At 68.2% G+C, this 23,613-nt stretch carries 21 protein-coding genes; 10 read left to right on the top strand and 11 right to left on the bottom strand.

Annotated features, from left to right (window positions below):
* Positions 1–98: 98 nt before the first annotated feature.
* On the top strand, positions 99–371 hold the full coding sequence (locus KY501_RS33700; protein ID WP_224367789.1) for a hypothetical protein: 273 nt from the start codon (positions 99–101) through the stop codon (positions 369–371).
* Here KY501_RS33700 and KY501_RS33695 read toward each other — a convergent pair.
* Complete coding sequence (locus KY501_RS33695; protein WP_224367788.1) at positions 359–5,686, bottom strand: trifunctional serine/threonine-protein kinase/ATP-binding protein/sensor histidine kinase; 5,328 nt, start codon at positions 5,684–5,686, stop codon at positions 359–361. The genes KY501_RS33700 and KY501_RS33695 overlap by 13 nt on opposite strands.
* Positions 5,687–5,946: 260 nt before the next feature.
* On the opposite strand from KY501_RS33695, the gene KY501_RS33690 reads away from it, so the two are divergent.
* The 3 genes from KY501_RS33690 to KY501_RS33680 all read left to right on the top strand — a co-directional run bounded on the left by KY501_RS33690 (position 5,947) and on the right by KY501_RS33680 (position 8,470).
* A complete protein-coding gene (locus KY501_RS33690) occupies positions 5,947–7,089 on the top strand; it encodes a threonine aldolase family protein (protein ID WP_309243019.1) in 1,143 nt (380 codons plus the stop codon).
* 241 nt (positions 7,090–7,330) lie between these two features.
* A complete protein-coding gene (locus KY501_RS33685; RefSeq protein WP_224367786.1) occupies positions 7,331–7,615 on the top strand; it encodes a hypothetical protein in 285 nt (94 codons plus the stop codon).
* Positions 7,616–7,741: 126 nt separating this feature from the next.
* Entirely contained in the window at positions 7,742–8,470 is a 729-nt protein-coding gene (locus tag KY501_RS33680) for an SDR family oxidoreductase (protein WP_224367785.1), read from the top strand.
* On the opposite strand, the gene queD is transcribed toward KY501_RS33680, so the two are convergent.
* The 4 genes from queD to KY501_RS54050 all read right to left on the bottom strand — a co-directional run bounded on the left by queD (position 8,471) and on the right by KY501_RS54050 (position 12,313).
* Positions 8,471–8,833, bottom strand: a complete 363-nt coding sequence (gene queD / locus KY501_RS33675) for a 6-carboxytetrahydropterin synthase QueD (RefSeq protein WP_224367784.1) — start codon at positions 8,831–8,833, stop codon at positions 8,471–8,473.
* 107 nt (positions 8,834–8,940) lie between these two features.
* Entirely contained in the window at positions 8,941–9,486 is a 546-nt protein-coding gene (locus tag KY501_RS33670; RefSeq protein ID WP_224367783.1) for a dihydrofolate reductase family protein, read from the bottom strand.
* Position 9,487: 1 nt separating this feature from the next.
* Complete coding sequence (locus tag KY501_RS33665; RefSeq protein ID WP_224367782.1) at positions 9,488–9,865, bottom strand: hypothetical protein; 378 nt, start codon at positions 9,863–9,865, stop codon at positions 9,488–9,490.
* 93 nt (positions 9,866–9,958) lie between these two features.
* Positions 9,959–12,313: a serine/threonine-protein kinase gene (locus tag KY501_RS54050; RefSeq protein WP_309243018.1), complete on the bottom strand. Its 2,355-nt coding sequence runs from the start codon at positions 12,311–12,313 to the stop codon at positions 9,959–9,961.
* A gap of 341 nt (positions 12,314–12,654) precedes the next feature.
* Here KY501_RS54050 and KY501_RS33655 point away from each other — a divergent pair, with 341 nt between their 5' ends.
* Genes KY501_RS33655 through KY501_RS33645 form a run of 3 tightly spaced genes read left to right on the top strand, consistent with a single transcriptional unit; the run spans position 12,655 to position 14,814 of the window.
* Positions 12,655–13,647 carry a hypothetical protein gene (locus tag KY501_RS33655; RefSeq protein WP_224367781.1) on the top strand — a complete coding sequence of 331 codons (993 nt, stop codon included), beginning with the start codon at positions 12,655–12,657 and terminating at the stop codon, positions 13,645–13,647.
* Positions 13,640–14,029, top strand: coding sequence for a hypothetical protein (locus KY501_RS33650; protein WP_224367780.1), 390 nt, complete (start codon positions 13,640–13,642; stop codon positions 14,027–14,029). Before KY501_RS33655 ends, KY501_RS33650 begins: the two co-directional genes overlap by 8 nt.
* Complete coding sequence (locus KY501_RS33645; RefSeq protein ID WP_224367779.1) at positions 14,026–14,814, top strand: thioesterase II family protein; 789 nt, start codon at positions 14,026–14,028, stop codon at positions 14,812–14,814. The genes KY501_RS33650 and KY501_RS33645 overlap by 4 nt, the downstream gene beginning before the upstream one ends.
* 12 nt (positions 14,815–14,826) lie before the next feature.
* On the opposite strand, the gene KY501_RS33640 is transcribed toward KY501_RS33645, so the two are convergent.
* Entirely contained in the window at positions 14,827–15,231 is a 405-nt protein-coding gene (locus tag KY501_RS33640) for a response regulator (protein ID WP_224367778.1), read from the bottom strand.
* A 125-nt stretch (positions 15,232–15,356) separates the two neighbouring features.
* Between KY501_RS33640 and KY501_RS33635 the strand changes: the two genes are divergently transcribed.
* The gene (locus KY501_RS33635) at positions 15,357–15,737 is read left to right on the top strand and encodes a helix-turn-helix transcriptional regulator (RefSeq protein WP_224367777.1); all 381 of its coding nucleotides are present in this window, start codon (positions 15,357–15,359) and stop codon (positions 15,735–15,737) included.
* 15 nt (positions 15,738–15,752) lie between these two features.
* Here the strand turns inward: KY501_RS33635 and KY501_RS33630 are convergent, their stop codons facing one another.
* Entirely contained in the window at positions 15,753–16,967 is a 1,215-nt protein-coding gene (locus tag KY501_RS33630) for a DUF790 family protein (RefSeq protein WP_224367776.1), read from the bottom strand.
* A complete protein-coding gene (locus KY501_RS33625; RefSeq protein ID WP_224367775.1) occupies positions 16,961–18,340 on the bottom strand; it encodes a DEAD/DEAH box helicase family protein in 1,380 nt (459 codons plus the stop codon). Before KY501_RS33625 ends, KY501_RS33630 begins: the two co-directional genes overlap by 7 nt.
* Before the next feature lie 102 nt (positions 18,341–18,442).
* Between KY501_RS33625 and KY501_RS33620 the strand changes: the two genes are divergently transcribed.
* Both KY501_RS33620 and KY501_RS33615 read left to right on the top strand, forming a co-directional pair.
* Positions 18,443–19,888 carry a DNA recombination protein RmuC gene (locus KY501_RS33620; RefSeq protein WP_224367774.1) on the top strand — a complete coding sequence of 482 codons (1,446 nt, stop codon included), beginning with the start codon at positions 18,443–18,445 and terminating at the stop codon, positions 19,886–19,888.
* A 47-nt stretch (positions 19,889–19,935) separates the two neighbouring features.
* A complete protein-coding gene (locus KY501_RS33615; RefSeq protein ID WP_224367773.1) occupies positions 19,936–20,349 on the top strand; it encodes a DNA-binding response regulator in 414 nt (137 codons plus the stop codon).
* Positions 20,350–20,370: 21 nt separating this feature from the next.
* Here the strand turns inward: KY501_RS33615 and KY501_RS33610 are convergent, their stop codons facing one another.
* The 3 genes from KY501_RS33610 to KY501_RS33600 are packed head-to-tail and all read right to left on the bottom strand — an operon-like array spanning position 20,371 to position 23,527.
* Entirely contained in the window at positions 20,371–21,501 is a 1,131-nt protein-coding gene (locus tag KY501_RS33610) for an Ig domain-containing protein (protein WP_224367772.1), read from the bottom strand.
* Positions 21,498–22,244: a hypothetical protein gene (locus KY501_RS33605; RefSeq protein WP_224367879.1), complete on the bottom strand. Its 747-nt coding sequence runs from the start codon at positions 22,242–22,244 to the stop codon at positions 21,498–21,500. Before KY501_RS33605 ends, KY501_RS33610 begins: the two co-directional genes overlap by 4 nt.
* Positions 22,244–23,527 carry a caspase family protein gene (locus KY501_RS33600; RefSeq protein ID WP_224367771.1) on the bottom strand — a complete coding sequence of 428 codons (1,284 nt, stop codon included), beginning with the start codon at positions 23,525–23,527 and terminating at the stop codon, positions 22,244–22,246. The genes KY501_RS33605 and KY501_RS33600 overlap by 1 nt, the downstream gene beginning before the upstream one ends.
* Between the last annotated feature and the right edge of the window lie 86 nt (positions 23,528–23,613).

Below are 23,613 nucleotides of genomic sequence, written 5' to 3'. Positions count from 1 at the left end.
GACGCTCGCGGAGATGATGCGCAGCGCCTCGGGTAGATCCTGGCTGGAGGGAGCGCGCTCCGGGTCGACCAGCCACTGCACGATCACCCCGCTGAGCAGTGCCTGGTAGAAGGGACGCGCCGGACTTCTACTTCGACTCGATCAGTCAGGTTCACCTCACCCGCTACGAGGAGCAGATGCGGGGCTATGTCCGCGAGTGCCAGAAGCAGGGGCAGGAGGGCGGCGTCTACTTCGTGCCGCAGAGCCAGGCGAGGATCTGGCTGCGCAACCTGATGTGCCGGACGCTGCCGTACATGCCCTGGAAGGGGCTGGTGGTGAAGATGGCGATGCAGGCGGGCAACGCCATCATGCTCAAGGACTACGCGGTGTGAGGAGGCGTCAGGGGCGCCCCATCCGGTGAGAGGGGAAGCTCCAGCGTGGCCACGGCGCCCTTGCCGGGGCCCTCGCTCTCCAGCGTGAGCCGGCCGCCCAGCATCTGAGCCGCCAGAGCGCTGGCATGCAGGCCGAAGCCGTGCCCTTCCTTGCGCGTGGTGAAACCGTGGTTGAACAGCTTCTCCTTCACCTCGGGCTCGATCCCCATCCCGTTGTCCACCACCTGGATGCGCACCCGATCGCCGTTCATGTCCAGCCGGACGACCATCTCGCGTTGTCCCTCGGGCAGCACATCCAGCGCGTACTTCGCGTTGGTGATGAGGTTGATGAGGATCTGCAGCACCTTGTGCTTGTCCACCTTCAGCCGGGGGATGGACCCCAGCTCGCGCCGCACGTCCACGCCGTGCCGCTGGAGTGCCACCATCTGGATGCGCAGCGCATCCTGGATGAGTTGGCCCATGTCGCACTCCTCGGGCATGAGCGAGGTGCGGGCGTAGGCCTGCTGCACCTGGACGATGGCGCGGATGTGCTCGATGTGCCGGCCCATGGCGTCCACGTCCTCCATCAGACGGGTCTGTTCGCCGATCAGCTCATCGGCCAGGGCGGCCAGGTAGTTGGGCAGGGTTCCTCCGCGGGAGCCCTGCGCGAGGAACTCCGTCAGGCTCTCGCGGTTCTCCAGCAGCAGCTGGGTGGCCTGCTTCAGCCGTCCGACGCGGGAGGAGCCCACGGACCGCTGCATCATCTCCAGGTTGATGACGGCGCTGGTGAGCACGTTGCCCACGTTGTGCAGCACGTTCGAGGCGACCTCGGACATGCCGACCTCGCGCGCGGTGTCCACCAGCCGGGCCTGGGCCTCCTTCAGCTCGCGCGTGCGCTCCTCCACGCGCTGCTCCAGCTCGTCATTGGCCTGACGGAGCTCCTGCCTGGCCCGCTGCACGTCCGCGTACAGCCGGGCGTTCTCGATGGAGATGGCCGCCTGGGACGCGAGGTGCCCCAGGAGCACCAGCCGCCGGGGGCTGAAGGCATTGGTGGCCAGGTTGTTCTCCAGGTACAGCGCGCCGGAGAACTGCTCCTGCCGCATGAGGGGCAGGCAGAGCACGGACCGGGCCTTGCTGCGCGCCAGGTACTCGTCACCGGAGAACGGGTGGGGCTTGGATGCATCGCCAATCAGCACGTGCTCGCGCGTCCGCCGGACATAGGAGAGCAGCGTCCACGGCAGCGCATGGGCCGTCTCCTCGCCCGAGGGGACCGTCACCGTGGTCGGAGACTCCCCGGAGATGGCGGCCACGACGAGCATGTCCCCGTTGGGCAACAGCAGGGCGCCTCGCTGCGCGCCCGCGTTCTCGATCGCCGCCCGGATCAGCGTGGTCACCAGCCGATCCAGCTCAATCTCACCGGAGATGGCCTGCTGCGCCTTGACGACCGTGAGCGCGTCGATCTGCGTGGAGTTCGTGCTGCTGGTGTCCTGGCTCATCTCGGCCAGGGAGGACGAGAGGTGGGGCCACTGGGCCTCCAACTGCTGCACCTTGCCCAAGGCGCCCCATTGTTGGTAGGCGGCATGGGCTTCGCGGGCGAAGGAGTGGGCGACGATGGGGGAGTTCCGCGAGCGCCAGAAGTTGGCGGCCAGCTCGCTGGCCAGACCGAGGTGGTGGGGCGCGCCATTCTCCCGGGCGGTGCGGATGGCTTCCTCGTAGGCGCGCGTCGCGTCGTCGGGCCGATCCTCCAGCCGGGCCAGCTCCGCTGCCACGGTCCGCTCCACGGCGCGGAAGGTGGTGGGGACGTTCTCGGCCCACTCCGCCAGCTTCTGCTGATGCCTCCGGATGGATTCCAGGGTGTCCTGCCGGGCCTCGGGGGGCGTGTCGTCGAAGACGGCGGCCAGGCTGAGGGCTCGGAAGAGGTGGTACTCCCTCGGGATGATGGCGCCGACCAGGGACCACATGAGCCCGGTGACCTTCTCGGCGGCCGCGATTGCCTCGGGGTAGTCGCCGCAGAGGAAGCGGGACTGGAGCTTCACGATCCAATACCAGCCCTGGGTGTTGCTCTGATGGCTGGTCGCGAGCTCGGCCTCGTGCGCCTGCTCGTCGAAGCCTTCACCGTTCATGGTTCCGAACGAGTCCGAGCGCCCGCGCAGCTGCTGTATGAGGCGCTGGAAGGAGAGCAGCAAGGCCTCGCCATCCCGCATCCGGATCTTGTGCAGGAAGGGCTCGCGCGCGACCGCGTCCTGGTAGAGGTCATCCAGGTTGTGGCCCATGGCGACCCGGTTCCAGAGGCCCAGGACGCTGGCGTAGCCCGCCAGGCGGAAGTCGCCCGTCTGGAGCCCATGTTGGAACGCGCTGAGCACGCGCTCCTGCACCGCGGGCAGCGGCTTGACGTAGAAGCCGCAGCTCCACAGGCTCACCAGGGCGATCGCACGGTGGAATGGCAGGTTGTACCGGTCGACGACGGCCAGAGCGAGCCGGGTCATGGCCCGGCCCTCGGCGTAGCGCTTGAAGAAGGTCGCCGTGAGCACCCCGAACCAACCGAGGCCGGTCACGGAGTCCGCGGTGATGCCGTGGCGCAGCGTGAGCGACACCATCTGGCTCATGGCGGCGAGGAACAGGTTGTTGTCGGTGAGGTAGGCCTTCCCGAAGAGCGAGGCGAGCGCGCTCATGGCCAACTTCACGTCCGGGTCGGTCATGAGCGGCAGCTCGATGAGGCTCTCGATGGAGCGCTGACCCACCAGGCTCCACACCTCGTCATGGGCCGCGGCCGCCTCCTCGAAGGTCGGGTGCGGTGACAGGGGGATGCCCAGCGTGGTCAGGGCCTCCAACATGACCTGGATGGAGGCGTCGAACTGGCCCATGAAGAGGTGCGCGTCGCTCTTGATGCAGGCGGCGGCCACCTTGTCGGCGCGCGTCCGCGCCTGGGCATGGAGTTCCTGACTCAGGCGGTACAGCTCGGCGATGCCTCCGTTCTGCAGCTCGCACTGAGCCCAGGTCTTCGTGATCTGGAAGGCCAGGGGATAATCCGTCTCCCAGGGAGCGCCGGGGATGAGGGAGAAGGCGGTGGCGAAGTAGGTGACGGCGGGACGATACGCCACGGAGGCCCGGGCCTTCTCGCCGGCCTCCGCGTTCAGCCGCGCCAGCGTGTGCCGCTCCGTGGGATCCTGGATCAGCTCCACGCCAGCGTTGAGCTGGCTGACCACGTCGAACAGGTTCTCGCGCAGCTGCTCGGGCGACAGCGTCTGGAGCAGCAGCCGGCCGATGCGCAGGTGGATCTCCTGGCGCTCCACCTCGGAGATGAGGGCGTGGGCGGCCTGCTGGATGCGGTCATGCAGGAAGCGGTACTGCTCGGGGCCGGTGCGCACCAGCATGCCTTCCAGGAGGGCGGGCTCCAGCCCGTGCTCCACCTCCGCGGGCTCCGCCTGGCCGGCCAGGGTGCCCAGCATGGGCAGGGAGAAGACATTGCCCACGCACGCCGCCAGCCGCAGCAGGCTTTGGGTGTCCGGGGGGAACTGGCGCAGCTTGCCCACCATGAAATCGACGACGTTGTCCGAGTAGCCCTTGGCCCGGACTCCCTCGGCGTCCCAGCGCCACCCGCCCCCCGGCTCGCGCGCCAGCAGTCCGTCCTGGTTCAGCGTCGTCATGAGCTGAAGCAGGAAGAAGGGGTTGCCACCGGTCTTCTCGTGCACCAACGCCGCGAGGGGGTTGATGACCTCGGGGCTGGCCCCCGCGAGCGAGTCGGCGACCAATTGCTCGACCTGGGCCAGGCTCAGGGGCTCCAGGCGGATGTCCGTCATTCGCGCGCCGGCCTTGCGCACCTCCGTCAGCACCGAGGTCAGCGGGTGCTCGGGGCTCACCTCGTTGTCGCGGTAGGCGCCAATCCACAGCACGGGAGGCGTCTCCGGCTGGGACAGCAACTGCTGGATGAGCTGCAGGCTGGACAGGTCGGCCCACTGCAGATCATCCAGGAAGACCACGAGCGGGTGCTCGGGGCTGGCGAAGACCTGGAGGAACTGGCGGAACACGCGCTGGAAGCGGTGCCGGGCCTCGTTCGGGGGCAGCTCCGTCAGGGCGGGCTGCGGGCCGGCCACCATCTCCAGTTGGGGCACGAGGTCCACGAGCAGCCGTCCGTTGCCCTCCAAGGCCTCGTTCAGCCGCTCGCGCCACCGGGCGATCTCCTCATTGCTCCCTGCCAGCAGCTGTTGAACCAGGCTGCGGATGGTCTGGCCCAGCGTGGCATAGGGAATGTCGCGTTGGAGCTGATCGAACTTCCCGGTGACGAAGAAGCTGCGCCGCTGCACCACCGGCTTGTGCAGCTCGTTCACCACCGAGGACTTGCCGATGCCCGAGTACCCGCTGACGAGGAACAGCTCCGGCCGTGCTGTCCGCTCCACGCGCTCGAAGCCCTGGAGCAGCGCGGAGACCTGGGCCTCGCGCCCGTAGAGCCGCTGCAGCAGTTGGAACCGGTTGGGCGCGTCGTGCTCGCCCAGCTCGAAGAGGGCTCGCGAATCCTGCTCCAGCTCCTCGCGGCACCGCTCGAGATCGGCCTTGAGCCCTTCTGCGCTCTGGTAGCGATCCTCGGCGGCCTTGGCCAGCAGCTTGAGCACGATGGAGGACAGCGCGGGGGGCACCTTCGCGTTGAGTTCGTGCGGTGGCTTCGGCGTCTGCGCCATGTGCGCGTGGAACCACTCCAGCGCGTCCCTCGCCTGGAAGGGCCGCTGCCCCGTGAGCAGCTCGTAGAGCGTGACGCCCAGCGAGTAGAAGTCCGTGCGGTAGTCCACGGCCCGGTTCATCCGCCCCGTCTGCTCCGGAGACATGTACGCCAGCGTGCCTTCGATGAGGGTGCCGGGCGCGGCGTCCAGGTGCTCGATCTTCTGGATCGTGGCGGCGCCGAAGTCGATGAGCCGGGCCTCTCCGGAGGGCTCGAGGATGATGTTGGAGGGCTTGATGTCCTTGTGGATCACCCCGCGCTGGTGGACGGCGGCCAACGTGGAGGCCAGGGAGATGGCCACGCGCAGGAAGCGCTCGGGATCCATGGGGTGGCCCGTGGCCTCGGAGAGGGACTCGCCCAGCACGCGCTCCAACAGCAGCACCGGCCGCTCGTGGATCCGCTCATAGGCATACGGCCGGGCCACACCGCGCACCTCCTGCAGACGCTGGAGCACGCCGAACTCCCGGCGGTAGCGCTCGCGCTCGCGCGGGCCGGGCGCGGGGACCATGGGCGTCTTGATGATGACCGGCAGGGCGTCGGCCTCACGCACCGCGTGGAACAACACGTTGGCGCCTGTGCCTCGGATGGTGCCCAGAACGCGATAACCTGGAATGTTCAGCATGATGGAGCGTGCTCGATGAAAGGTGTCCCGCGCGGGCGCGCCCGAATGGGACTCAGTCTGCTCAACACGGGGGATGTTACACGCTGTCTCGCCATGGTTTCTCGTGGGGATGCAACAATCCGGATTTAAAGAAAGGATTTTCGATGTTTCACCGGAATTTGAGTCGGGGTGAGTTTCTCGCCCTCACTGGCCTACTGGCCGGATCGTCACTTGTTCCTCGCACGGGGAGTGCCGCGACGCCCAAGGGTGTGCCAGCGAGCGTGGGAGCGTCCGACAAGGGGGCCGCTCGGGCGCAACCCTCGGGTGCTCCGGGGCTCACGGGGGAGCAACTGGGACGGTTGAGGCGCAGCTGTCGATCTTCGCTCACGTTGGGGAGCACGGAGGAGGCGGGGGACGAGCTGATCAAGATAGGCGAGTGGGTGAAGAAGCAAGGCCTGTCTTCGGATGTGTATGGCAATGGAGAGTTCGTGCAGGCCTTCGAGAAGCGGGTCTCGGGTCTGCTCGGCTTCGAAGATGGGTGTTTCATGCCCACCGGGACGATGGCGCAGCTCAGCGTGCTGCGCGTGTACGCGGATGCCAGTGGCAACCGGAACGTGGGGTTCCATCCCTCTTCCCACCACGTGCTCCACGAGGATGACAGCTACGCGGTGCTGCACGGGCTGCGGGCGGTGCAGCTGTCTCCGTGGAACCGGCCGGTGCTCGGTGGCGACGTGCGCGAGACGCGCGAGCCGCTGGGCACGGTGAGCGTGGAGCTGCCGGTGCGGTGGCTGGGCGGTCAGTTGCAGACGTGGGAGCAGCTCGAAGATCTGAAGCGCGCTTGTCGCGAGCGCGGGGCGAAGCTGCACATGGATGGAGCGAGGCTCTGGGAGAGCCAGCCTTTCTACGGCCGCTCGTACGCGGAGATCTGCCGTGGCTTCGACTCCGTCTACGTGTCCTTCTACAAGATGGTGGGAGCGTTGGGCGGCGCGATGGTGGTGGGCGGCAAGGACTTCATCCGCGACATGCGTCTGTGGAGGCATCGGCACGGCGGCAACGTCTTCCACCTGATGCCGTACGTGGCGTCCGCGGCGATGAGGCTGGACGACGCGTTGGCACGCATTCCGGGCTACGCGCAGCGGGCGAAGACGCTCACGGAGGCACTGGCCGGCGACTCGCGGATCACCGTGCTGCCGAGGCCCGTGCAGACCAACCTGTTCCGCGTCTTCCTTCGAGGAGAGCCGGCGGCGCTCAACGCCCAGCGGAATCGGATCGCGAGCGAGCAGGGCATCTGGGTTGCGGGCGGCTTCAGCCCCACGCGCGTGCCGGGCGTCGTCGAGACGGAGCTCCAGGTGGGGCCGGGGCTCGGGGACGTCAGTGACGCAGAGCTTGCGCGGGCCTTCTCGGGCCTTCTCGGGCCAGCTTGAGAACGCGGAATCTTTCAAGGTGAGTGAACCCGCCAGGCACGGACAGTGTGAGATCAGACTGGGCAGGTGAGAAGACTTCAAGGTAATTTCAGGAAGGCATGCAAACCCAGGCGTCCATCACGGAGCCGGGGCCTTGCGTGCCGGTAGCAGAGCGTTGGTGCCACTCCATCCAGCCAGGTCGTCACCCGAGTCGGAGCAGGCGCCAATAGAGCGGTCCTCACCTCACCTTGGAGTCCTGTCCATGAGAATCACTTCTGTTGTTGCGGGTGTCGTTGCGGGTCTGACCCTGGCGCTGACGGGTTGCGGCGGTGCGGTCGTGCCGGAGCAGGCCCCGGAAGCAGACACGGTGGTCGTCGACGAGCAGAAGGCTCCTGGAGACGTGAACCAGATGGCGATCTGCCCGCTGAAGTGGTTGTGCTATTCCAACTGGGTGTACTACTCCACGCAGGCGGCGTGCACCGCGGTGTGTGGCGGGTCTACCTGCGAGCGTGATTACGCGTGTACGGGTAACTGCGTCTGCCCGTGATGCGTTAGGGGCGGCACGGGCTCAGGCGAGGCCGGGCCCGTGCGGCTCCTCTGACTGCACCTCGGGCGTCGCGAGCAGGTCTCGGCGCTGGAAAGGTGCGGGAGGCCCGAGCATCATACGGAGCGTATGCCGATCGCTCTCGTCACTGGCGCTGGGGTCCGGGTAGGCCGCGCCATTGCTCTGGCACTGGCTCGGGCAGGCTTTGATCTGCTGCTGCACGTGAACAGCTCGGTGCAGCCGGCCGAGCAGGTGGCCGAGGAGATCCGGGGCCTGGGGCGCTCAGCCACCGTGCTGAGAGCGAACCTGGAGGATCCCCTGGGAGTGGAGTCGCTGGCGACGGCGGTGGGCCGCGCCACGCGGGTGTTGGATCTGCTGGTTCACAACGCGGGGCTCTACGAGCAGATCCCCTTCGCGGAGATCTCCCGTCAGGCCTACCAGCGGATGCTGGCGGTGAACCTGGATGCGCCCTTCTTCCTGACGCAGGCATTGTTGCCGGCGCTCGAGGCGGCGGAGTCCCCGCTGGTGGTGCACATCACGGACGTGGGAGCCGAGCGGCCCGTCGTTCCTGGCTACGTGCACTACGCCGTGAGCAAGGCGGGGCTGCTGATGCTGACCCGAGCGCTGGCGTTGGAGCTGGCTCCGAGGGTGCGGGTGAACGCGGTGGCGCCGGGGGCGGTGGCGTTCCCCACGGACTTCGACGAGGAGCGGCGCCAGGAGGAACTTGCCCATGTGCCGCTGGGGCGAGAGGGGACGGTGGAGGACATCGCCCGGACGGTGGTGTTCCTCGCCACGCAGGCGCCCTACATCACCGGCCAGGCCATCAATGTGGATGGGGGCCGCAGCAGCGTGCTGTAGCTAATCGTCCTCGCCGCGGTAGATGACGCCGCAGGTCTCGTTCTCGTGGATGGACACCTGGTAGAGCAGCGGCATGCTGGGGCGCAGCCTGCGCCAGATCCACCGGGCGATGTTCTCGCTGGTGGGGTTGGAGAGGCCGTCCACCTCATTGAGGTAGTTGTGGTCGAGCACCTGGTGGAGCGGCTCCCACGCCTTGGAGATGTCGGCGAAGTCCATGACCCAGCCGTAGGGCTCCTGCAGGGGGCCGCGGACATGGAGAGCCGCCTTGAAGGTGTGACCGTGAATCCGATGGCACTTATGGGTCGGCGGGACGTGAGGCAGGCGGTGGGCTGCCTGGAAGGTGAACTCCTTGAAGATCTCCATAGGGCCTCTATTGGATGGACTCGACCCCGGCGTCAATGTGGACCTGAATGAGGCGGCGGAGCACCCCATGCCTCGGTGCTCCGCCTACCCTCCAGGGGGGCGGCCGTTCACTGCCCGTGCATGACGGCGTAACGCAGCAGGATGACTCCGGTCTTGTAGACCTTGGTGGACAGGAGCTCGAGGTTCACCAGCCCGCGGAGCTTGGGCGAGAGCGGGATGCCCGAGCCCAGCAGGAAGGGGTTGAGCTTGATGAGCACCTCGTCCACGAGCCCCGCGTCGAAGAGCAGGGATGCGAACTCTCCGCCGCCGGCCAGGTAGATGTCCTTGCCGTCCTGCTCCTTGAGTTGGCGGACCACGGTCAGAGCGTCGTCGGCCACGAGCTTCACCCGAGGGTTGGGACTCTCCTTGAGCGAGCGCGAGAAGACATACGTCTCCATCATGGGGTAGGGGTCGGTGACTCCCACCTTGAGCCCGACCTCATAGGTCCGGCGGCCCATCAATGCGGTGCCGTAGGTCGACCATGAAGCGAGGTAGTCGTTGACGTGCTCGCTCTCCTTCGTGAGCCGGTCTTGCATGAAGCAGTCGAAGGAGCCGTCTTCGCGAGCGATGAAGCCGTCGACGGTGGACGCAACGTGGTACTTGAGCTTTCTCATACTACCAGTATCGGCGGGGGGGCGCGACAGGAGGAGGGGGCTCTGCGGGCACAGGCCTGAGCATGCCGAGGGCGAGCAGCCGCTCGACGGCTGCCTTGACCTCCTTGGCGGTGGTGCCGCAGCCATCGAGGTTGCGCACCGCCTCCGGGATTGTCCGATCCCCCTCGCCGAACTCCACGAGGAAGAGGCCGTCCTCGGGAGCGAGCTTGCGGGGGGCGCCCCATTCGGTCCGGGCCGCATCGAACTGGGCACGCCCCAAGCCGGACTGGGCCTCCTTGATCATGAGGGAATAGGCCTCCATGGCCTCGACACCCGCCGGCGACAGTTGGAACTTCTGAGCACGCCCGAACCGAACCTTCTCACCACGTTCATCACTCATGCGGCACCTCCGAAGGTGCGATTGCTCAGCTTCCGTTCCAAGCAACCCGTCGTAACACATTCACGGGCCGCAGGCGGCGGCAACGCTTTCTGCTCAGGGGCCGCCCGACTGCTGGAGTTTCATCAGGTCGCGCCTGACCGAGGCGGCGAGCGAGTGGTTGGATGCCAGGCTCAGGAAGCTCCGGTAGTGGCTGGCGGCCTTTTCCCTGTGGCCTGGGATCGACGCGTAGGTCGCCCCCGCCAGCAGGTGGCAGTCGGCATCCTGCGGCTCGAGGGAGATGCACCGCTCGGCGAAGATGGCGGCCCTGTCATACTGCTGCTCCAGGAAGAGTCGCAGGGCCTGGTCGAAGGCGCTCTTTACCTCGGCGATCTTCTCGGGCATGGCCAGGGCATAGGGCGACGGGTGGGTCCATTCCGCGCCGCGGCCTGCCCGCTCGATGCGGATCTGGGCCTCGCCCTGGTTGTCGGTGGGATCGTCATCGATGAATCCGCAGAGCAGGCTGCTGGCGTTGGAGAGGTTCACGCTGGCCTGGGTCGTCAGCAGGAACTGCTGATCTCGTTGGGACGGACGGGGGTTCCCCGCTCCCGAATCACCTTCCGGGATTGGGAAGCGTACACAGCCGAGTCGCTCCAGCTCGCCACCCGCCGCGCCTCGGGTGAGAGGACCGTTCTCGACGAGGGCCAGCGTCAGTTCATAGGTGGAGGCCGGATCGAGGTTCTTGAGCTCGAAGGCTCGTTCCAGGTCCGCCGTGGAGCCGGGTCTGACGGCGAGTTGCTGCCGGGCCTTCGTCTGGATGTTCTCGACGAGCACTCCTCGGGGGCGAGCCCCGGCGGGTGGCGGACCCAGGAGGAAGACCTTGAGCTCCGTCGCACCCTTGATCTGGAGGGGACGCGGAGAGAGCGTGCCCACGCCATCCTTCGCTCGCAGCTGCGCGCCCGAGAGCCAGAAGAACAGAGGAGGACTGTCCTGGGGAGGTTTGGGCTCGGAGATGCGATAGGTGGCTCCTGGCTCGATCAGGAGCTTCTCGGCAACGTCCCGGATGTTGATGATGTCCTTGCGCGCATCGAGCCGGATGGCATTTACGGGGTATGAGGCGGAGGCGCGCACATGGGGCGAGTCTGGCTCCTGGGGGGCGGCGGGCTCGGGCGTGTCGGCGGGAGGCGCAGGCTCCGCCACCGGAGGCGAGGAGGGTCTCACGGGAGGAGGGGGCGGCTCGGCGCGGACCGCGATGGGCTGAGGCTGGGTGGGGTCTGTCACCTCCGTGGGCTGTGTCACCTTGAGGAAGACGACCGCGAGCAGGGCACCCAGGATCATGGAACCGATCACCACGCCCCCGCTCAGCCCCTTGCGCGCGGGAGCCTCCAGGGAAGGCACGGAGGGCGCCGTGGAGATGCCCGAGGACGGCGTGGGAGTCAGCGGAGGCGAGGATGGGTTCGAGGGGATCTCTCCGCGCCACTGAGCCATCTGCTCCTGGAACGACGGGGGCACCTGCACCTGATGGCCGGTGCTGATCAGGTCCTCGCGGAAGAGCTCCTGGATGAAGTGCGAGAGCGACATCGCCGAGAAGCGAGGTGTGGTGCTGTAGAGGAACTCCGCCAGCGCGTCTCCGAAGGCATTGCTGGACTCGTAGCGCTCGTCCCGGTTGACGGCGAGCGCGCGCATCACGATGGCATCCAGCTCTGGAGGCAGCGCGGGGTTCAGCACGGCAGGGCGGGGGAACTCGCCCTGGGTCAGCTTGGGGACAGCGACGTAGGGGGCGTCCGTCACGGGCATCCGGCCGCACAGCATGTCGTAGAGGACAATGCCGGTGGCCCACACATCCGTGCGGGCATCCACCTGCTCGCCCCGGGCCTGCTCGGGCGAGAAGTAGAGGTACTTGCCCTTGACGATCCCCGGCTCGGTGTCGAACCCGCGCAGCTGGCGCGCCTTGGCGATGCCGAAGTCGACGATCTTGACCTGCCCCTCGTAGCTGACGAGCACGTTGTCCGGAGAGATGTCGCGGTGGACGATGCCCAGGGGCTGCCCGGACGCGTCCTGCCGGGTGTGGGCGTAGTGCAGGCCCCGGCACATCTCCAGGGCAATGAAGGTGGCGATGGGGATGGGGAGGGTGGAATACCCGGAGCGGCGCGCGCGCTTGGTGATGCGATGCAGCGGCTGGCCATCCACGTATTCCATGGCCAGGAAGTAGTCCCCGCCCACGCGGCCGAAGTCATAGACCTGGGCGATATTGCCGTGCGACAGCGTGGCGGAGATGCGTGCCTCGCTGATGAACATGGCGATAAAGGCCTCGTCGGTGGCGAACTCGGGTAGGACCTTCTTGATGAGCACGGGCTTGGTGACGCCCGCTTCGGCCATCAGCTGGGCGCGCCAGGTTTCGGCCATGCCGCCCCGGTTCAGCTGGGACACGAGCGCATAGCGGCCGAACTGTTCACCCATCTCCAAGGACATGCCGCGCGCATCCTACTACCCAGCGCGTCATGACGGCACGGCCGGAGGGAAAATCGGCCCGAAAATGCCGTGTCAGGCGCGCTCCAATCGTCTCGTTCGATGAGAAGAGGCGCCCGGCCGAAGAGGCCACACAAGCCCAAGGGAACTCGAGGCCGTCGGTTCGAATCCGGCTCTCCCGACCATTTCGGGAGATAGCTCAGAGGTTAGAGCGCGAGTTTAAAAACAGGGCTTCTTCACTCGGGCGCCTCCTTCCTTCCATATCCGCAGCGGAAAGGGTCGCGCGACAGCTCCTGTTCGGGGAGACTGCCCTCTCGGAGGGGCTCCCTGCGGAGGAGGCTGGCGTGGACTACCGGAAGTTCCTGGGCAAGGAGGAGGAGCGGGTGCTGCCATACCTCGGTGGCGCCTTCCTCCATGCCGCGGATCGCCGCCTGCGGCTGGCCACCGAGCCTGCCACGCCGGGCTGGTACCGCTTCCGCATCAAGGGCCGTGAGGCCACGCCTGTAGCTCCCGTTGAGCCCGAGGGGCTCGAGTCGCTGCCCTCCGTGCGCGGGCACCTCGTGGGTGAGCGTCTGGTGCGTGAGGGCGCCATCGCCGAGCACGTCCACTTTCTTCCCGAGGAGGAGCCTGCACGGCTCTCTCCCTGCAGGGCCCGGCGTTGGCACTCGGGAGAGCTGCTGTTCGACTCGCTCGACTTCGAGAGCGAGGCCGAGGAAGCCGTGCGGCGCGCGCTCGAGGACGATGCGTCCCTGGCCCAGCTCAAGGGTGTGCCCGCCACGCTGCGCTCGGCCTTTTCCTACGCCGTGCTGGAGGCGCAGTCGCGCCGGCTCGCGATCCCCGCGGCGCCCGCGGAGCTGCGCCCCCACCTGGTCAGCGTCGCCGAACTGGGTCGGCCCGAGGCGGAGCGAGCCCTGCGTGCCCTCGCCGCCGAGCGGGCCCTGGCCGAGCGGGAGATGGTGGAGCTGCGCAGGCGCCGGGAGATTGCCGATCGAGCGCGCCAGCACGTCGAGGCACAGCCCCGGCGCGAGGAGGGAAGGGGACGGAATTGGCGGACCGCCGAGGCCGATGCAATGGCGCGGGCCGAGCTGGCGTTGGAGGCAGCGGGGGCTCGGATGCGCAGCGTCCGCGCGCTGAACCGTGAGAACCTGGAGGTCATCTTCACCTTCATGGACGAGCGCTTCATCTCCATCGTCAACAGGGACACACTCCAGGTGGTGGACTCCGGTATCTGCCTGGGCCATCCGCCCAGCGACAACCTCGTGACGCTCGAGAGCCTGCCCTCCGTCATCAAGGAGGCGATCGACACCGGCCGCCTCGTCATCCTCCGCCATGCGTGAGGGCTCTGAGATGCGGCGCGAGGTGTGCTTCCTCATTGATGGCGAGGGACGGATCCTCTGGAGCGATGCGTCCACGAGCCCCGTGTTCCTCCCCGACTCGCGGGCTCGGTGGGAAGCCATCTGGAGCCGCCGCGCGCAGCTGGCGGAGATCTCCCACAGTCACCCAGTGGGCCCCCTGGCCTTCTCTCGAGAGGACGAGACCACCATGGAGGCGCTCGTCCTGGCGCTCGGCACCCGGCCACGCTTTTCCGTGGTCGCTCCCGACGGAATGCTTGTCCGTGACCGCGAGGGCCACGAGACTTGCCTCACCGAGGAGCCGTGGTGGACGCAGTTGCTCCGGCTCGCCTCGGGCATGACCGGAGATGGAGTCAAACCCTCATGACGTCCGCACCCAGCGGAACAGGCCCCCTCGATACGACCGCCAAGGTGTGGTTCCCGTACTGGAAGCCTCGAACAGGAGCCCGGGTGCGCCTGTTCTGCTTCCCCTTCGCGGGGGGCTCCGCGTCGACGCTCCATCGCTGGGCGAGCCTGGGGCCCCACGTGGAGGTGGTCGCCGTCCAGTACCCGGGACGCGAGACCCGCTTCCAGGAGCCTCCCTTCAACCGGCTCTCCGTGCTCGTTGATGCGCTCGGTCCGGTGATGCTCCCCCTGCTGGACCGGCCCTTCGCCTTCTTCGGCTACAGCATGGGCACCTTCATCTCCCTCATGCTGGCGTACTGGCTGCGGCGTTCGGGCGCTCCCGCTCCCAGGGGGATGATGATGGCCGCGGGTTCTCCTCCGAGGTTGTGGATACCCCGGGGCACCCATCTCCTGTCAGAGGAGGAGCTCATTGGAGAGCTTCGCCGCTATGGATCCGCCCCGCCGCAGGTGCTCGCCCACCGGGAGCTGATGCAGCTGCTGCTGCCCATGGTGCGAGCGGACTTCGAGATGCTGGACACCTTCGTCCACCCCGACGAGCCCCCGCTCTCCCTGCCCATCTCCGTCTGGGGCGGCACCGAGGACCGGAAGCCCACCCCCGAGAGCCTGGAGCACTGGCGGGACTACACCACCCAGGACTTCTCGCTTCAGCTGATCCCCGGCGGCCACTTCTTCATCCAAACCGCCGGAGAGCAGCTGCGAGACGCCGTGGAGAAGACCCTGCTCCGCTGGTTTCCCGCGCCAACCTGATACGTCGGGTCGTCAGATGAGATAGTTCCGGGACGGCGCCGGAGGCTTGCCCGTGAGCGCCTCCCAGAGCGCGTTCAGGGCGGCCTGCAGCGCTCTCGGCGTCCCACCCTTCTCCACCAGAGCGATGCCTCGCGCGCTCCGCAGCTGCTTCGGCGGACGAGACGTATGTAACACGCAGGCAACGTGCGGACTCTCCTCCTTCACCCGCTCTAGCAGGGTCAGCCCGTCCTCCCCCGGCAGGCTGTAGCCGCTGACCACCACCGAAGGCTCAAAGGCCCGCAGCAGCACCAGTGCTTCCTCCGCGCTGTGCGCGAAGTGCATGGGACCTGGCAGGTCTCTACTGGCCCGCCGCAAGGCCGCCAGCCACATGGGGTCCTGATCCACGAACAGAAACGAGGGCGTTTTCATCCGAACCATACCGACCACACCTCCCTGAGGCATGTGACTCACCGGGTCACACCGAATGAAGCCTACCCGCCGAGTTCTTGGAAGCCAACCCTGCAAGTCATATCGACATAGGCGAACCCGTTGGGTTAACGAACATGGAAAAGACCCTCGCATCCAGGCTCGGAGGGGCAGCACGCCTCGCCCGCCAGCGCCTCAATCTCACGCAGGCCGACGTCGCCGAGCGCATTGGCATTGCGAGCGAAGTCTACGGCCGTCTGGAGCGCGGCCACATGCTGCCCAGCATCCAGACCTTTCGCCGGCTTTGCGTCGTCCTCTCCATCTCCGCGGACGAGGCGCTCGGCCTCAAGCCGTCGCAGGATGTGAAGTGGGTGGCCGAACCGCCCTCGGACCACGGTGAGCCCTCGGAGCTGCGCCGGCTCATGCGCCGCGCCCGTCAGCTGGACCGCAGCTCCATCCGGCTGCTCAGCGTCCTGGCCGCCAACTTCCGCTCCAACCGGGGCGGCAACGGCACCTGACGTTTCTGGGGCGGCTCACGTGCCCGCGGACTCCGGCTCCTCCGTGAGCCGGGTCAGACGCTCGCGCAGTCTGCGTGCGGAGGGGAAGCCATTGAAGAGCACCACCTGAGGGTGGGCCTCCAAGGCTTCCCGCTCCTCGCCGCGGGCGAGCGCCCTGTCCACTCCCAACAACAGCCCGGGGTCGGGTCTCGAGCGCAGTTCGCCGAGCCTGCGCGCCAGCGGCCCCGCGTGCCAGGGGTGGAAGAGCTCCAGCGCGACCTCGAGTCGCTTCTCCCGGTGGCGGAAGGTGAGGTCCGGCACGCACAGTCCGGAGGCTCCCATGTGGCGGGGCAGGGGCGTGAGGTCCAGCTCCCAGTCCGCGTCCTCGAAGCCCTCGGCCAGCGTGGCCACCTCCGGTGGGATGTGGCCGAGTGCCGAGGGCAGGGGAGACACGAGCGGATCCCGGTGGTCCAGCACCAGCACCGCTCGCCGCCGGGCGTTCGCTTCCACCTCCGCGGTCAGTTCCCAGCGCTCCAGCACCGGCACCACCGAGAGGAAGCTGGCCAGCTGCAAACCATACTTCTTCTGCAGTGACAGGAGCGCGCCTGGACCTTCGACTTCCAGGGCCCAATCGTCGCCATTTCTCCGCACCTCCGCCACCAGCCGGCAGAACTTCAGCCAGCGCAGGAGCTTGCGCACGCGCAGCAATTCGGGGGCCCGCGCGCGCAAGGTGAGCCGTCTTGCTCCCATCAGCGGACCCTGCGCGAGCGCCAGGTTGTAGCGATCCAGCAGGTCGGATGCGGTGAGGACCTCCCAGCCCAGTAGCCGGCGATGACCTGGCAGGTCGAGGTAGAGCGCCTCGCGAACCTCGGGCAGGGGTGCAGGCAGGGCTTCCGCGAGCCGGGATTCGTACGCCTCCACCGACGCGTCCGGGGGTAGATCTCGCAGCACCTTCGCGGCCAGTGTGAAGCGCTCCCAGCGGGTCTCCGCTACCCCTTCGATGGCCTCGTCGAACGTGGCTCGATCGAGCAGCAGCTTCACCAGCCCTCGTGCCACCTTCGGCCGCGAGAAGGCCCCGGCTCTCAGCGAGAGGGTCTCCTCGATGTCATCCCGCGTCTGGCCCTTGGCTCCATCCAGCTCGGTGATCAGCTCCGTGGCCAGCGCCAGCAGCTCCGGATCCTCCCGCTTGATGAAGGAGGGACGCAGCTTTCCTTCCCGGACTCGGAAGAGGAGCAGGTCGCGCGTCAGCACGCCTCTCCCTCCTGGTAGGCCCGGTGCTGTCTCCGCCGCTCGCTGATGCCGCTCTCCGCCGTCTGCGCCGAGCACACCTCGTACAGCAACGCGCGCTTGCCCGGGCGCTGCCGGAGGATCCGCCCCAGCCGCTGCACGTGCTCCCGCACGCTGCCGCTGCCGCTGAGCACCACGCCTACCCTCGCGTCCGGCACGTCCACGCCCTCGTTGAGGACCTTTGACGTGAGCAGCACCGGGAGTTCTCCGCTCGCGAAGGCCGTGAGCAGGGCCTTCCGCTCGGGGACCGTCGTGTGGTGCGTGATGGCCGGCAGCAGCAGGCGCCTCGCCAGCGTGAACACCGTCTCGTTGTCCTCCGTGAAGACCAGCACCCGGTCCTCCCGGTGCTTCATGAGGATGTTCCACAGCACGTCCAGCTTCGCCGTGGACGTCAGCGCGATGCGCTTCTGCTCGCGGTAGCCTCGGTAGGCCGCGCGTCCCTCGTCGCTGCGCTGGCTCTGCGCCAGGAACCTCGCGAAGCCCTCCGGGGCCGCCAGGGAGATGCCGTTCTTCCTCAGGAAGCCGATGTAGAGCGCTCTCGCCTCGTCGTACCTCGCCTTCTCCTCGGGGCGCAGCGGCACTTCGATGCGCTGCACCTCGTAGGGCGCCAGGTAGCGCCCCTGCAACTCGCGGATGTCCGCGTGGTAGACCCGTGGCCCCAGCAGTTCCTCGCAGACGCGCTCGCCTCCGTCCGTGCGCTCCAGCGTCGCCGACAGCCCCAGCCGGTACGGCGCCAACGAGCCCTCCGCGATGAACCGGTAGCTCGGCGCCGGCAGGTGGTGGCACTCGTCACAGATGAGCAGCCCGAAGCAGTTGCCGTGGAACTCCGTCTGCATCGTCGCCGAGTCGTACGTCGTCACCGTCAGCGGCTGCCGATCCATCACCCCTCCGCCCAGCAGCCCCACCTTCATCCCCAGGTGCTGCTCCAGCACCCGTTGCCACTGCGCCATCAGGTCCAACGTCGGCACCACCACCAGCGTCGGCCGCTTCACCTGCGCGATGGCCAGCACCGCCAGTAGCGTCTTCCCCGCTCCCGTCGGCAGCTCCACCACCCCTCGGCTCCCCGCCTGCCGCCAGGCCTCGAGCGCCTCGCGCTGGTGCGGGAAGGGCTCGATGGGCACCGTCAGTTCCACCGGCAGCGGCTCGAAGCGGCGGGCCTTGTCCTCGTAGGATTCTCCCAGCTCGCGCAGCCGCAGCACCGCCTCCCGGTAGCGCCACGCCGCGGCGCGGTACACACCCGTTCGGGCGTCTTTCTGGAAGAGCCCCCGCAACCGGGCATCATCCGGGAGTGTGGGCGCGACCAGGGTGCCGCAGTCGAAGTGGAGCTCCGTCGCCATCCGTAGAACCTGGTGAGTAGCCTTTTCCTCGCCCCGGCGCCACTCCCTCAGAGGGTGGAAACGGGGCATGTCAGACCGGTGTGCTAACGGCCCAGGCCCTCTATGGCCCTTGTCCTCTCCCTCGCTCTGCTGGTGGTCGGCTGCCTGCTCGGGGTTGGTTTCACCTGGTTGCTCCTTCAGGGACGCCTCAGCCACGCAACCCGCCTGGTCCGAATGGAAGGGGAGGCCGAGCGCGCCACCCTCGCTGAGCGTCTCCGGGGACGCGAGGCCGAGTTCCAGGAGCTTCGCCGGTCACTGGAGGCCGAGCGGCTGCGGTCCCGCCAGCTCCAGGAGTCATGCAGTGCCTTGGAGGCCCGGCTCTCCGCGCACATGGCTGCCACGAACGAAGAGCGCCGGGCCATGGAGGAGAAGCTGGAGCTGCTCACCGACGCCCGGGACGAGCTGGCCCAGTCCTTCAAGGCGCTCTCCGCGGATGCGCTGCGGATGAACAGCCAGGCCTTCCTCGAACTCGCCCAGCTCCAGCTCTCCCGCTTCCAGGACGGGGCCCGCACGGATCTGGCCCAGCGCGAGCGCTCCATCGAGGAGCTGGTGAAGCCCCTTCGCGAGTCGCTGGAGAAGGTGGATGCCCAGGTCGGTCAGCTCGAGCAGGCCCGCGCCCAGGCCTATGGGAGCCTCGCGCAGCAGCTCCAGTCGCTCGCTTCCACCCAGGAGTCCCTGCGCGCCGAGACAGCCAGCCTCGTGGGCGCCCTGCGCGCTCCCACCGTGCGCGGCCGCTGGGGAGAGATCCAGCTCCGCCGCGTCGTGGAGATGGCCGGCATGGTGGAGTGCTGTGACTTCGTCCAGCAGGAGACCGTCACCAGCGAGCGTGGACGGTTGCGGCCGGACCTCGTCGTGCGCCTGCCTGGGCAGAAGAGCGTCGTCGTGGATTCCAAGGCGCCGCTCCAGGCGTACCTCGAAGCCCTGGAGGCCCGCGATGATGCGACGCGGCTCGCGAAGCTGCGGGAGCACGCGGCCCAGACCCGGGCCCACCTCAAGGCCCTGGGCGACAAGGCCTACTGGGAGCAGTTCCCCTCCGCCCCCGAGTTCGTCGTCATGTTCCTGCCCGGCGAGACGTTCTTCAGCGCCGCGCTCGAGCAGGACCCGGCCCTCATCGAGGCCGGCGTGGAGCGCCAGGTCATCCTCGCCACACCCACCACCCTCATTGCCCTGCTGCGCGCGGTGGCCTACGGCTGGCGCCAGGAGAACGTGGCTCGCAATGCCCAGGAGATCCGCGAGCTGGGACGCACGCTGTATGATCGGATCCGGACTCTCTCCCGGCACTTCGCTGATCTCGGCAAGAACCTGGATCGCGCCGTGGATGCCTACAACACCACCGTGGGCTCTTTGGAAGTTCGTGTGCTTCCTGGCGCCCGGCGCTTCAAGGAACTGGGCGCTGCGGCGGGCGAGGACCTGCCGGGCCTGCCCACGCTGCATTCCGCTACTCGCTCCATCAAGACCCCTGAGCTGGACCCTCTCCTCACCGAGCAGGCAGGGCTGCCGGAAAGCTGAGAGGAGGGCTTGCCCGGGAGCAGGGGGTGCGGTTACGTCCAGGGGACATGCGCCATGTCCTCGTCGTCAGCCCGCACCGCGCCTCGCGTGAGCTGCTCCTGCGTTTCCTCGCGGAGCCCGAGGTGAAGATCCGTGCGGCCGAGGATGCGGACGCCGCGCTCACCTCCATCGCCTCCACGCCCCCCGCCGTCGTCGTCGTTGACCTGCGCCGGCCCGACGAGGACCACCCCCTCTTCCTCGCGCTGCTGCGCAAGCGCCACCCCGGCCAGGCCGTGATCGCGCTCGTGCCTGGGAGCCTGCGCGTCTTCGATGGCTCGCACGAGCGCGTCCGTGACATGCGCAGCGTCCCCGATTCCGCCGAGGGGCTGCACCAACTCCTCTATGCGCTCAAGGAGTCGCTGGACGAGGTGCTCGCCCAGCACCTGCTCCGCGTCTTCCGGCCTCCCGTGGGGCGGGCCTGAGCGGAGCGCCGGGCTGCGGTCTCAATGGACCGTGATGGTGAACGTGCGGTCGACGTTGCCCAGCAGGCCATCCGTTGCATTGAACGTGACGGTGTAGTTGCCCGGGGCGACGTTGGGAGTTCCCGAGAGCGTCGCTGTGTCCGGGTTGAACCCGATGCCGCCCGGCAGCGCTCCGGCCTTGAGTTTCCAGGTGACGTTGGAGCTGGGCGCCACCCTCAACACGTATTGGTAAGGGGTGCCCATGCGAGCGTCGGGCAGGGACTCGGTGGAGAATGCCAGCAGCAGCGGCGATCCGGTGACGGAGAGCGTCACCGTCCGCGTCGCCACCTGGGGCTCGTCGGGATCCGAGTCCGTCACCTGGAGCAGAGAGGTGTAGGTGCCGGTGCTGCTGGGAGTGCCCGTCACGCTGCCGTCGAGCAGCAACGTCACGCCCGCGGGACCGTTGGAACTCACGACCTTGAAGGAGTAGGGCGGAACGCCTCCGGTGGCGGAAATCTTCTCCGTGTAGAAGGTGCCCGAGTAGCCATCCACCAGGATCGCGGGTCCAGCGAGCCGTAGCATTGCTCGCACCCGCGAGGTGTAGGTAGCGCTTTGTTGGGACGGAGGCGTGTTCGTGTCCGAGGCCTCCACGGCCACGCGGAAGGTGCCCGGCCTGGGCGGCGTGCCCGAGAGGGTTCCACCGTCGAGCGTGAGCCACTCGGGTAACGCCTCCGTAGCGCGGAACTGGTACGGCGGGATGCCGCCCTGCGCCTGCACGTCCGCTGTGTAGGGTGTCTGCTCGATCGCCAGTGGGAGCCGTTCCGTCAGCAGGGAGAAGGGAACGCCGGCGTCCATGCCGCCGTCGGTGCCCGCGTCGGTGCCCCCATCGCTGCCCCCATCGCTGCCCCCATCCGGTCCTGCATCCGAGCCCCCGTCCTCGTCCGGACCGGCATCCGAGGACGCATCGGGAGGCTCCTCGATGGGGCACGGACCCAGCGCGCCACAGTCCGGTAGACAGCGCCGCGCCTCATGGAGGCACGTGAAGCCCGGATTGCAGGAGCCGTTGTCAGCGCAGGACTCGAAGCGAGAGAGATCCGGCGCGAACTGGCAGGCGAAGGTGAGCCCCATCGCGCCCAGCAGGCCCAACCCCAGCAAGACTCCACGCGAGTTCATGGCAGCTCCCACACGAAGAGGATGGCTCCCCCCGCGCCCAGTACTGCTCCCGCGCCCAGCAGCCCGTTGGCGATGTGGCTCTGGCGCCGTCCCCGTCGCAGCCCGTCCGAGAAGCATTGGCGGAACTGCTCGCCCTCACCGTCGCAGCCCCCCGTTCCTCGAGAGAAGCGCTGCGCGGTGGAGCGCGCCACCAGTCCAAAGCCCACACCCGTCGCGAGCACCGCGGCCCCCGTGCCCACCAGCACCAGGGGCCAGGTCCGCCGCGCCTTCGCCTCCACGGTCCGTGGTTGCCGCTCCTTCCAGAGTGGGATGAAGGCCTTCTGCGCCGTCTCCTCCGCGGTCGCATCCAGCGTGGTCACCTGGAAGGTGCTCCGAGTCTCCATGCCGTCGGCGCCCACCAGAGACAGAGTCACGGTGCGCTCTCCGCCGAGCCCCAACACCCGCCCGCGGATGAGCCACTTCGCGCCCAGCGACTTCACCTCCGCCGCGCGGCAGACATCCTCCGTGCACGTCTCCTTCCGGTCCTCGTGCACGCGCAGCCGAGCCACGGTCTCCTGGCGAGGTTCGAGGCACACGCCCGCGGTCCTCGTCACGGCGCGTCGGACGGCCTCCTCGGTGCGGCGGGCCTCGGGTCGCGGCAGGGCCACCGCGTCGAAGGGCAGCATCACCATCCGCTCGCCTACACACGGAGCCACCGGCGGCACCGCGCCCAGGCTCAACACCAGCGCCAGGGGCAGGAGCATCACGGAGAGAGATCGGGCCCGTCATCCATGGCGACGGGCGTCTGCCCGAGGCTCGCCACGTAACCACTGTAGAATCGCGGGCCGAAGGCCACGCTGAAAAGCTTGTCCCGGAAGGCCTCCTCCACCGGGCCGCGGCTGGCCACCGCCGAGGGGCTCCAGGAGAGGCTGCCGGCATCCACCACCACTCCCGCGCGAGCCACCGACAACCGCGTCTCCCGGCCCGCCGAGCGCAGGTAGTAGCTCCGGTCCGGAGGCAGGGCCAGCACCATGGGGCGCTCGCGCTCCTTGTTGAAGTCCGCCACGCGCACGCCGCGCGTATCCTCTATCCACATGCGCCCGCCCACGCCCTCGGGCACCAGCAGGTAGCCCAGCCCGCTGTTGCGGCCCAGGTCGCTCAGCGGGGTGCTCCGGTCCAGCGCGGGCGGCCGGGCGAAGATGTCGAGCCGGCCGCGCACGTCCTCCACGCCCTGGCTCGCGGCGGCGATGAAGGCGGTGAGTTCCGAGTACTCCACGCGGCCGTCCCCGTTCACGTCCGCCGCGCCCGCCAGCGCCGAGCGCACCTGGTGGCTGAAGACGCCCGCGGAGATGGCGCTCCACTCGTGGCTCTCCTGGGCGCTCGAGGTGGACAGCACCACGCCCACCTGGGGGAACTTGTCCAACTCGCGCGAGGCCAGGTGCTGAGTCACGGCCGCCGTCTGCGCCGGGCCGATGGGCAGCGCTCCCCGCGCGTTGACGAAGAAGTACGAATCGCACGCGTCCACGATGAGGTGGATGAAGCTGGCCGGGCTGGGGGAGATGACCTGCGAGTAGAGATCCGTCCGGGTGAAGGGGCCGTCCAGCAAGCTCACCGTGCCCTCGCCTGCCGCCCCGCGCTGCCCGTGGCCTGTGAAGATGAAGTAGAACACCGGTTGCTTGCCCGCCTCCCGGTCCGCCTTCATCTGCTTGGAGAGGCGTGCCAGGGACTCCTTCAGCGCCGCCTTGGTGGGAGGCTGGGTGCGCGCGGCGAGCCCTGGGTGGCGCGCCTGCGTCTCCTCGTCGAGCACGCTCAGCAGCACCGTGTCCCGGGCCTGGGGCGCGAACAGCTCGTAGTAGCGCGCCCCGTCATCATCCGCGTAGCGGAGCGAGGCCTGCTTTGGATCCAGGCTGGCGTTGTTGGCGATGATCAGCGCGTACGAGACGCGCTCGGGCGGAGCCGCAGCCGAGGCGGGCCGAGCCACCCCCAGTCCCAGGGTGAGCAGGAGCAGCCAGAGGGAGAGACAACAGTGGGCGCGTTTCGAGGACATGGAGATCGTGTGCTCAGGGCGCAAAAAGTAACGGTTAGCGTGCCATTTTGCAGGCGGGCGATCCACCCGGGGGGCCTCGTGACAAG

This window comes from Hyalangium versicolor, assembly GCF_020103695.1.
Lineage (GTDB): Bacteria > Myxococcota > Myxococcia > Myxococcales > Myxococcaceae > Hyalangium > Hyalangium versicolor.
Note: the sequence above shows the minus strand (reverse complement) of the source record. Positions and strands in the feature narration are given on the sequence as shown.

Excerpts from the sequence above, each read along its gene's own strand:
- KY501_RS33695 (WP_224367788.1), bottom strand. The coding sequence starts at position 5,686 with ATGCTGAACATTCCAGGTTATCGCGTTCTGGGCACCATCCGAGGCACA.
- KY501_RS33685 (WP_224367786.1), top strand. The coding sequence starts at position 7,331 with ATGAGAATCACTTCTGTTGTTGCGGGTGTCGTTGCGGGTCTGACCCTG.
- KY501_RS33680 (WP_224367785.1), top strand. The coding sequence starts at position 7,742 with ATGCCGATCGCTCTCGTCACTGGCGCTGGGGTCCGGGTAGGCCGCGCC.
- queD (WP_224367784.1), bottom strand. The coding sequence starts at position 8,833 with ATGGAGATCTTCAAGGAGTTCACCTTCCAGGCAGCCCACCGCCTGCCT.
- KY501_RS33670 (WP_224367783.1), bottom strand. The coding sequence starts at position 9,486 with ATGAGAAAGCTCAAGTACCACGTTGCGTCCACCGTCGACGGCTTCATC.
- KY501_RS33665 (WP_224367782.1), bottom strand. The coding sequence starts at position 9,865 with ATGAGTGATGAACGTGGTGAGAAGGTTCGGTTCGGGCGTGCTCAGAAG.
- KY501_RS54050 (WP_309243018.1), bottom strand. The coding sequence starts at position 12,313 with ATGTCCTTGGAGATGGGTGAACAGTTCGGCCGCTATGCGCTCGTGTCC.
- KY501_RS33650 (WP_224367780.1), top strand. The coding sequence starts at position 13,640 with ATGCGTGAGGGCTCTGAGATGCGGCGCGAGGTGTGCTTCCTCATTGAT.
- KY501_RS33645 (WP_224367779.1), top strand. The coding sequence starts at position 14,026 with ATGACGTCCGCACCCAGCGGAACAGGCCCCCTCGATACGACCGCCAAG.
- KY501_RS33640 (WP_224367778.1), bottom strand. The coding sequence starts at position 15,231 with ATGGTTCGGATGAAAACGCCCTCGTTTCTGTTCGTGGATCAGGACCCC.
- KY501_RS33635 (WP_224367777.1), top strand. The coding sequence starts at position 15,357 with ATGGAAAAGACCCTCGCATCCAGGCTCGGAGGGGCAGCACGCCTCGCC.
- KY501_RS33625 (WP_224367775.1), bottom strand. The coding sequence starts at position 18,340 with ATGGCGACGGAGCTCCACTTCGACTGCGGCACCCTGGTCGCGCCCACA.
- KY501_RS33620 (WP_224367774.1), top strand. The coding sequence starts at position 18,443 with ATGGCCCTTGTCCTCTCCCTCGCTCTGCTGGTGGTCGGCTGCCTGCTC.
- KY501_RS33615 (WP_224367773.1), top strand. The coding sequence starts at position 19,936 with ATGCGCCATGTCCTCGTCGTCAGCCCGCACCGCGCCTCGCGTGAGCTG.
- KY501_RS33610 (WP_224367772.1), bottom strand. The coding sequence starts at position 21,501 with ATGAACTCGCGTGGAGTCTTGCTGGGGTTGGGCCTGCTGGGCGCGATG.
- KY501_RS33605 (WP_224367879.1), bottom strand. The coding sequence starts at position 22,244 with ATGCTCCTGCCCCTGGCGCTGGTGTTGAGCCTGGGCGCGGTGCCGCCG.
- KY501_RS33600 (WP_224367771.1), bottom strand. The coding sequence starts at position 23,527 with ATGTCCTCGAAACGCGCCCACTGTTGTCTCTCCCTCTGGCTGCTCCTG.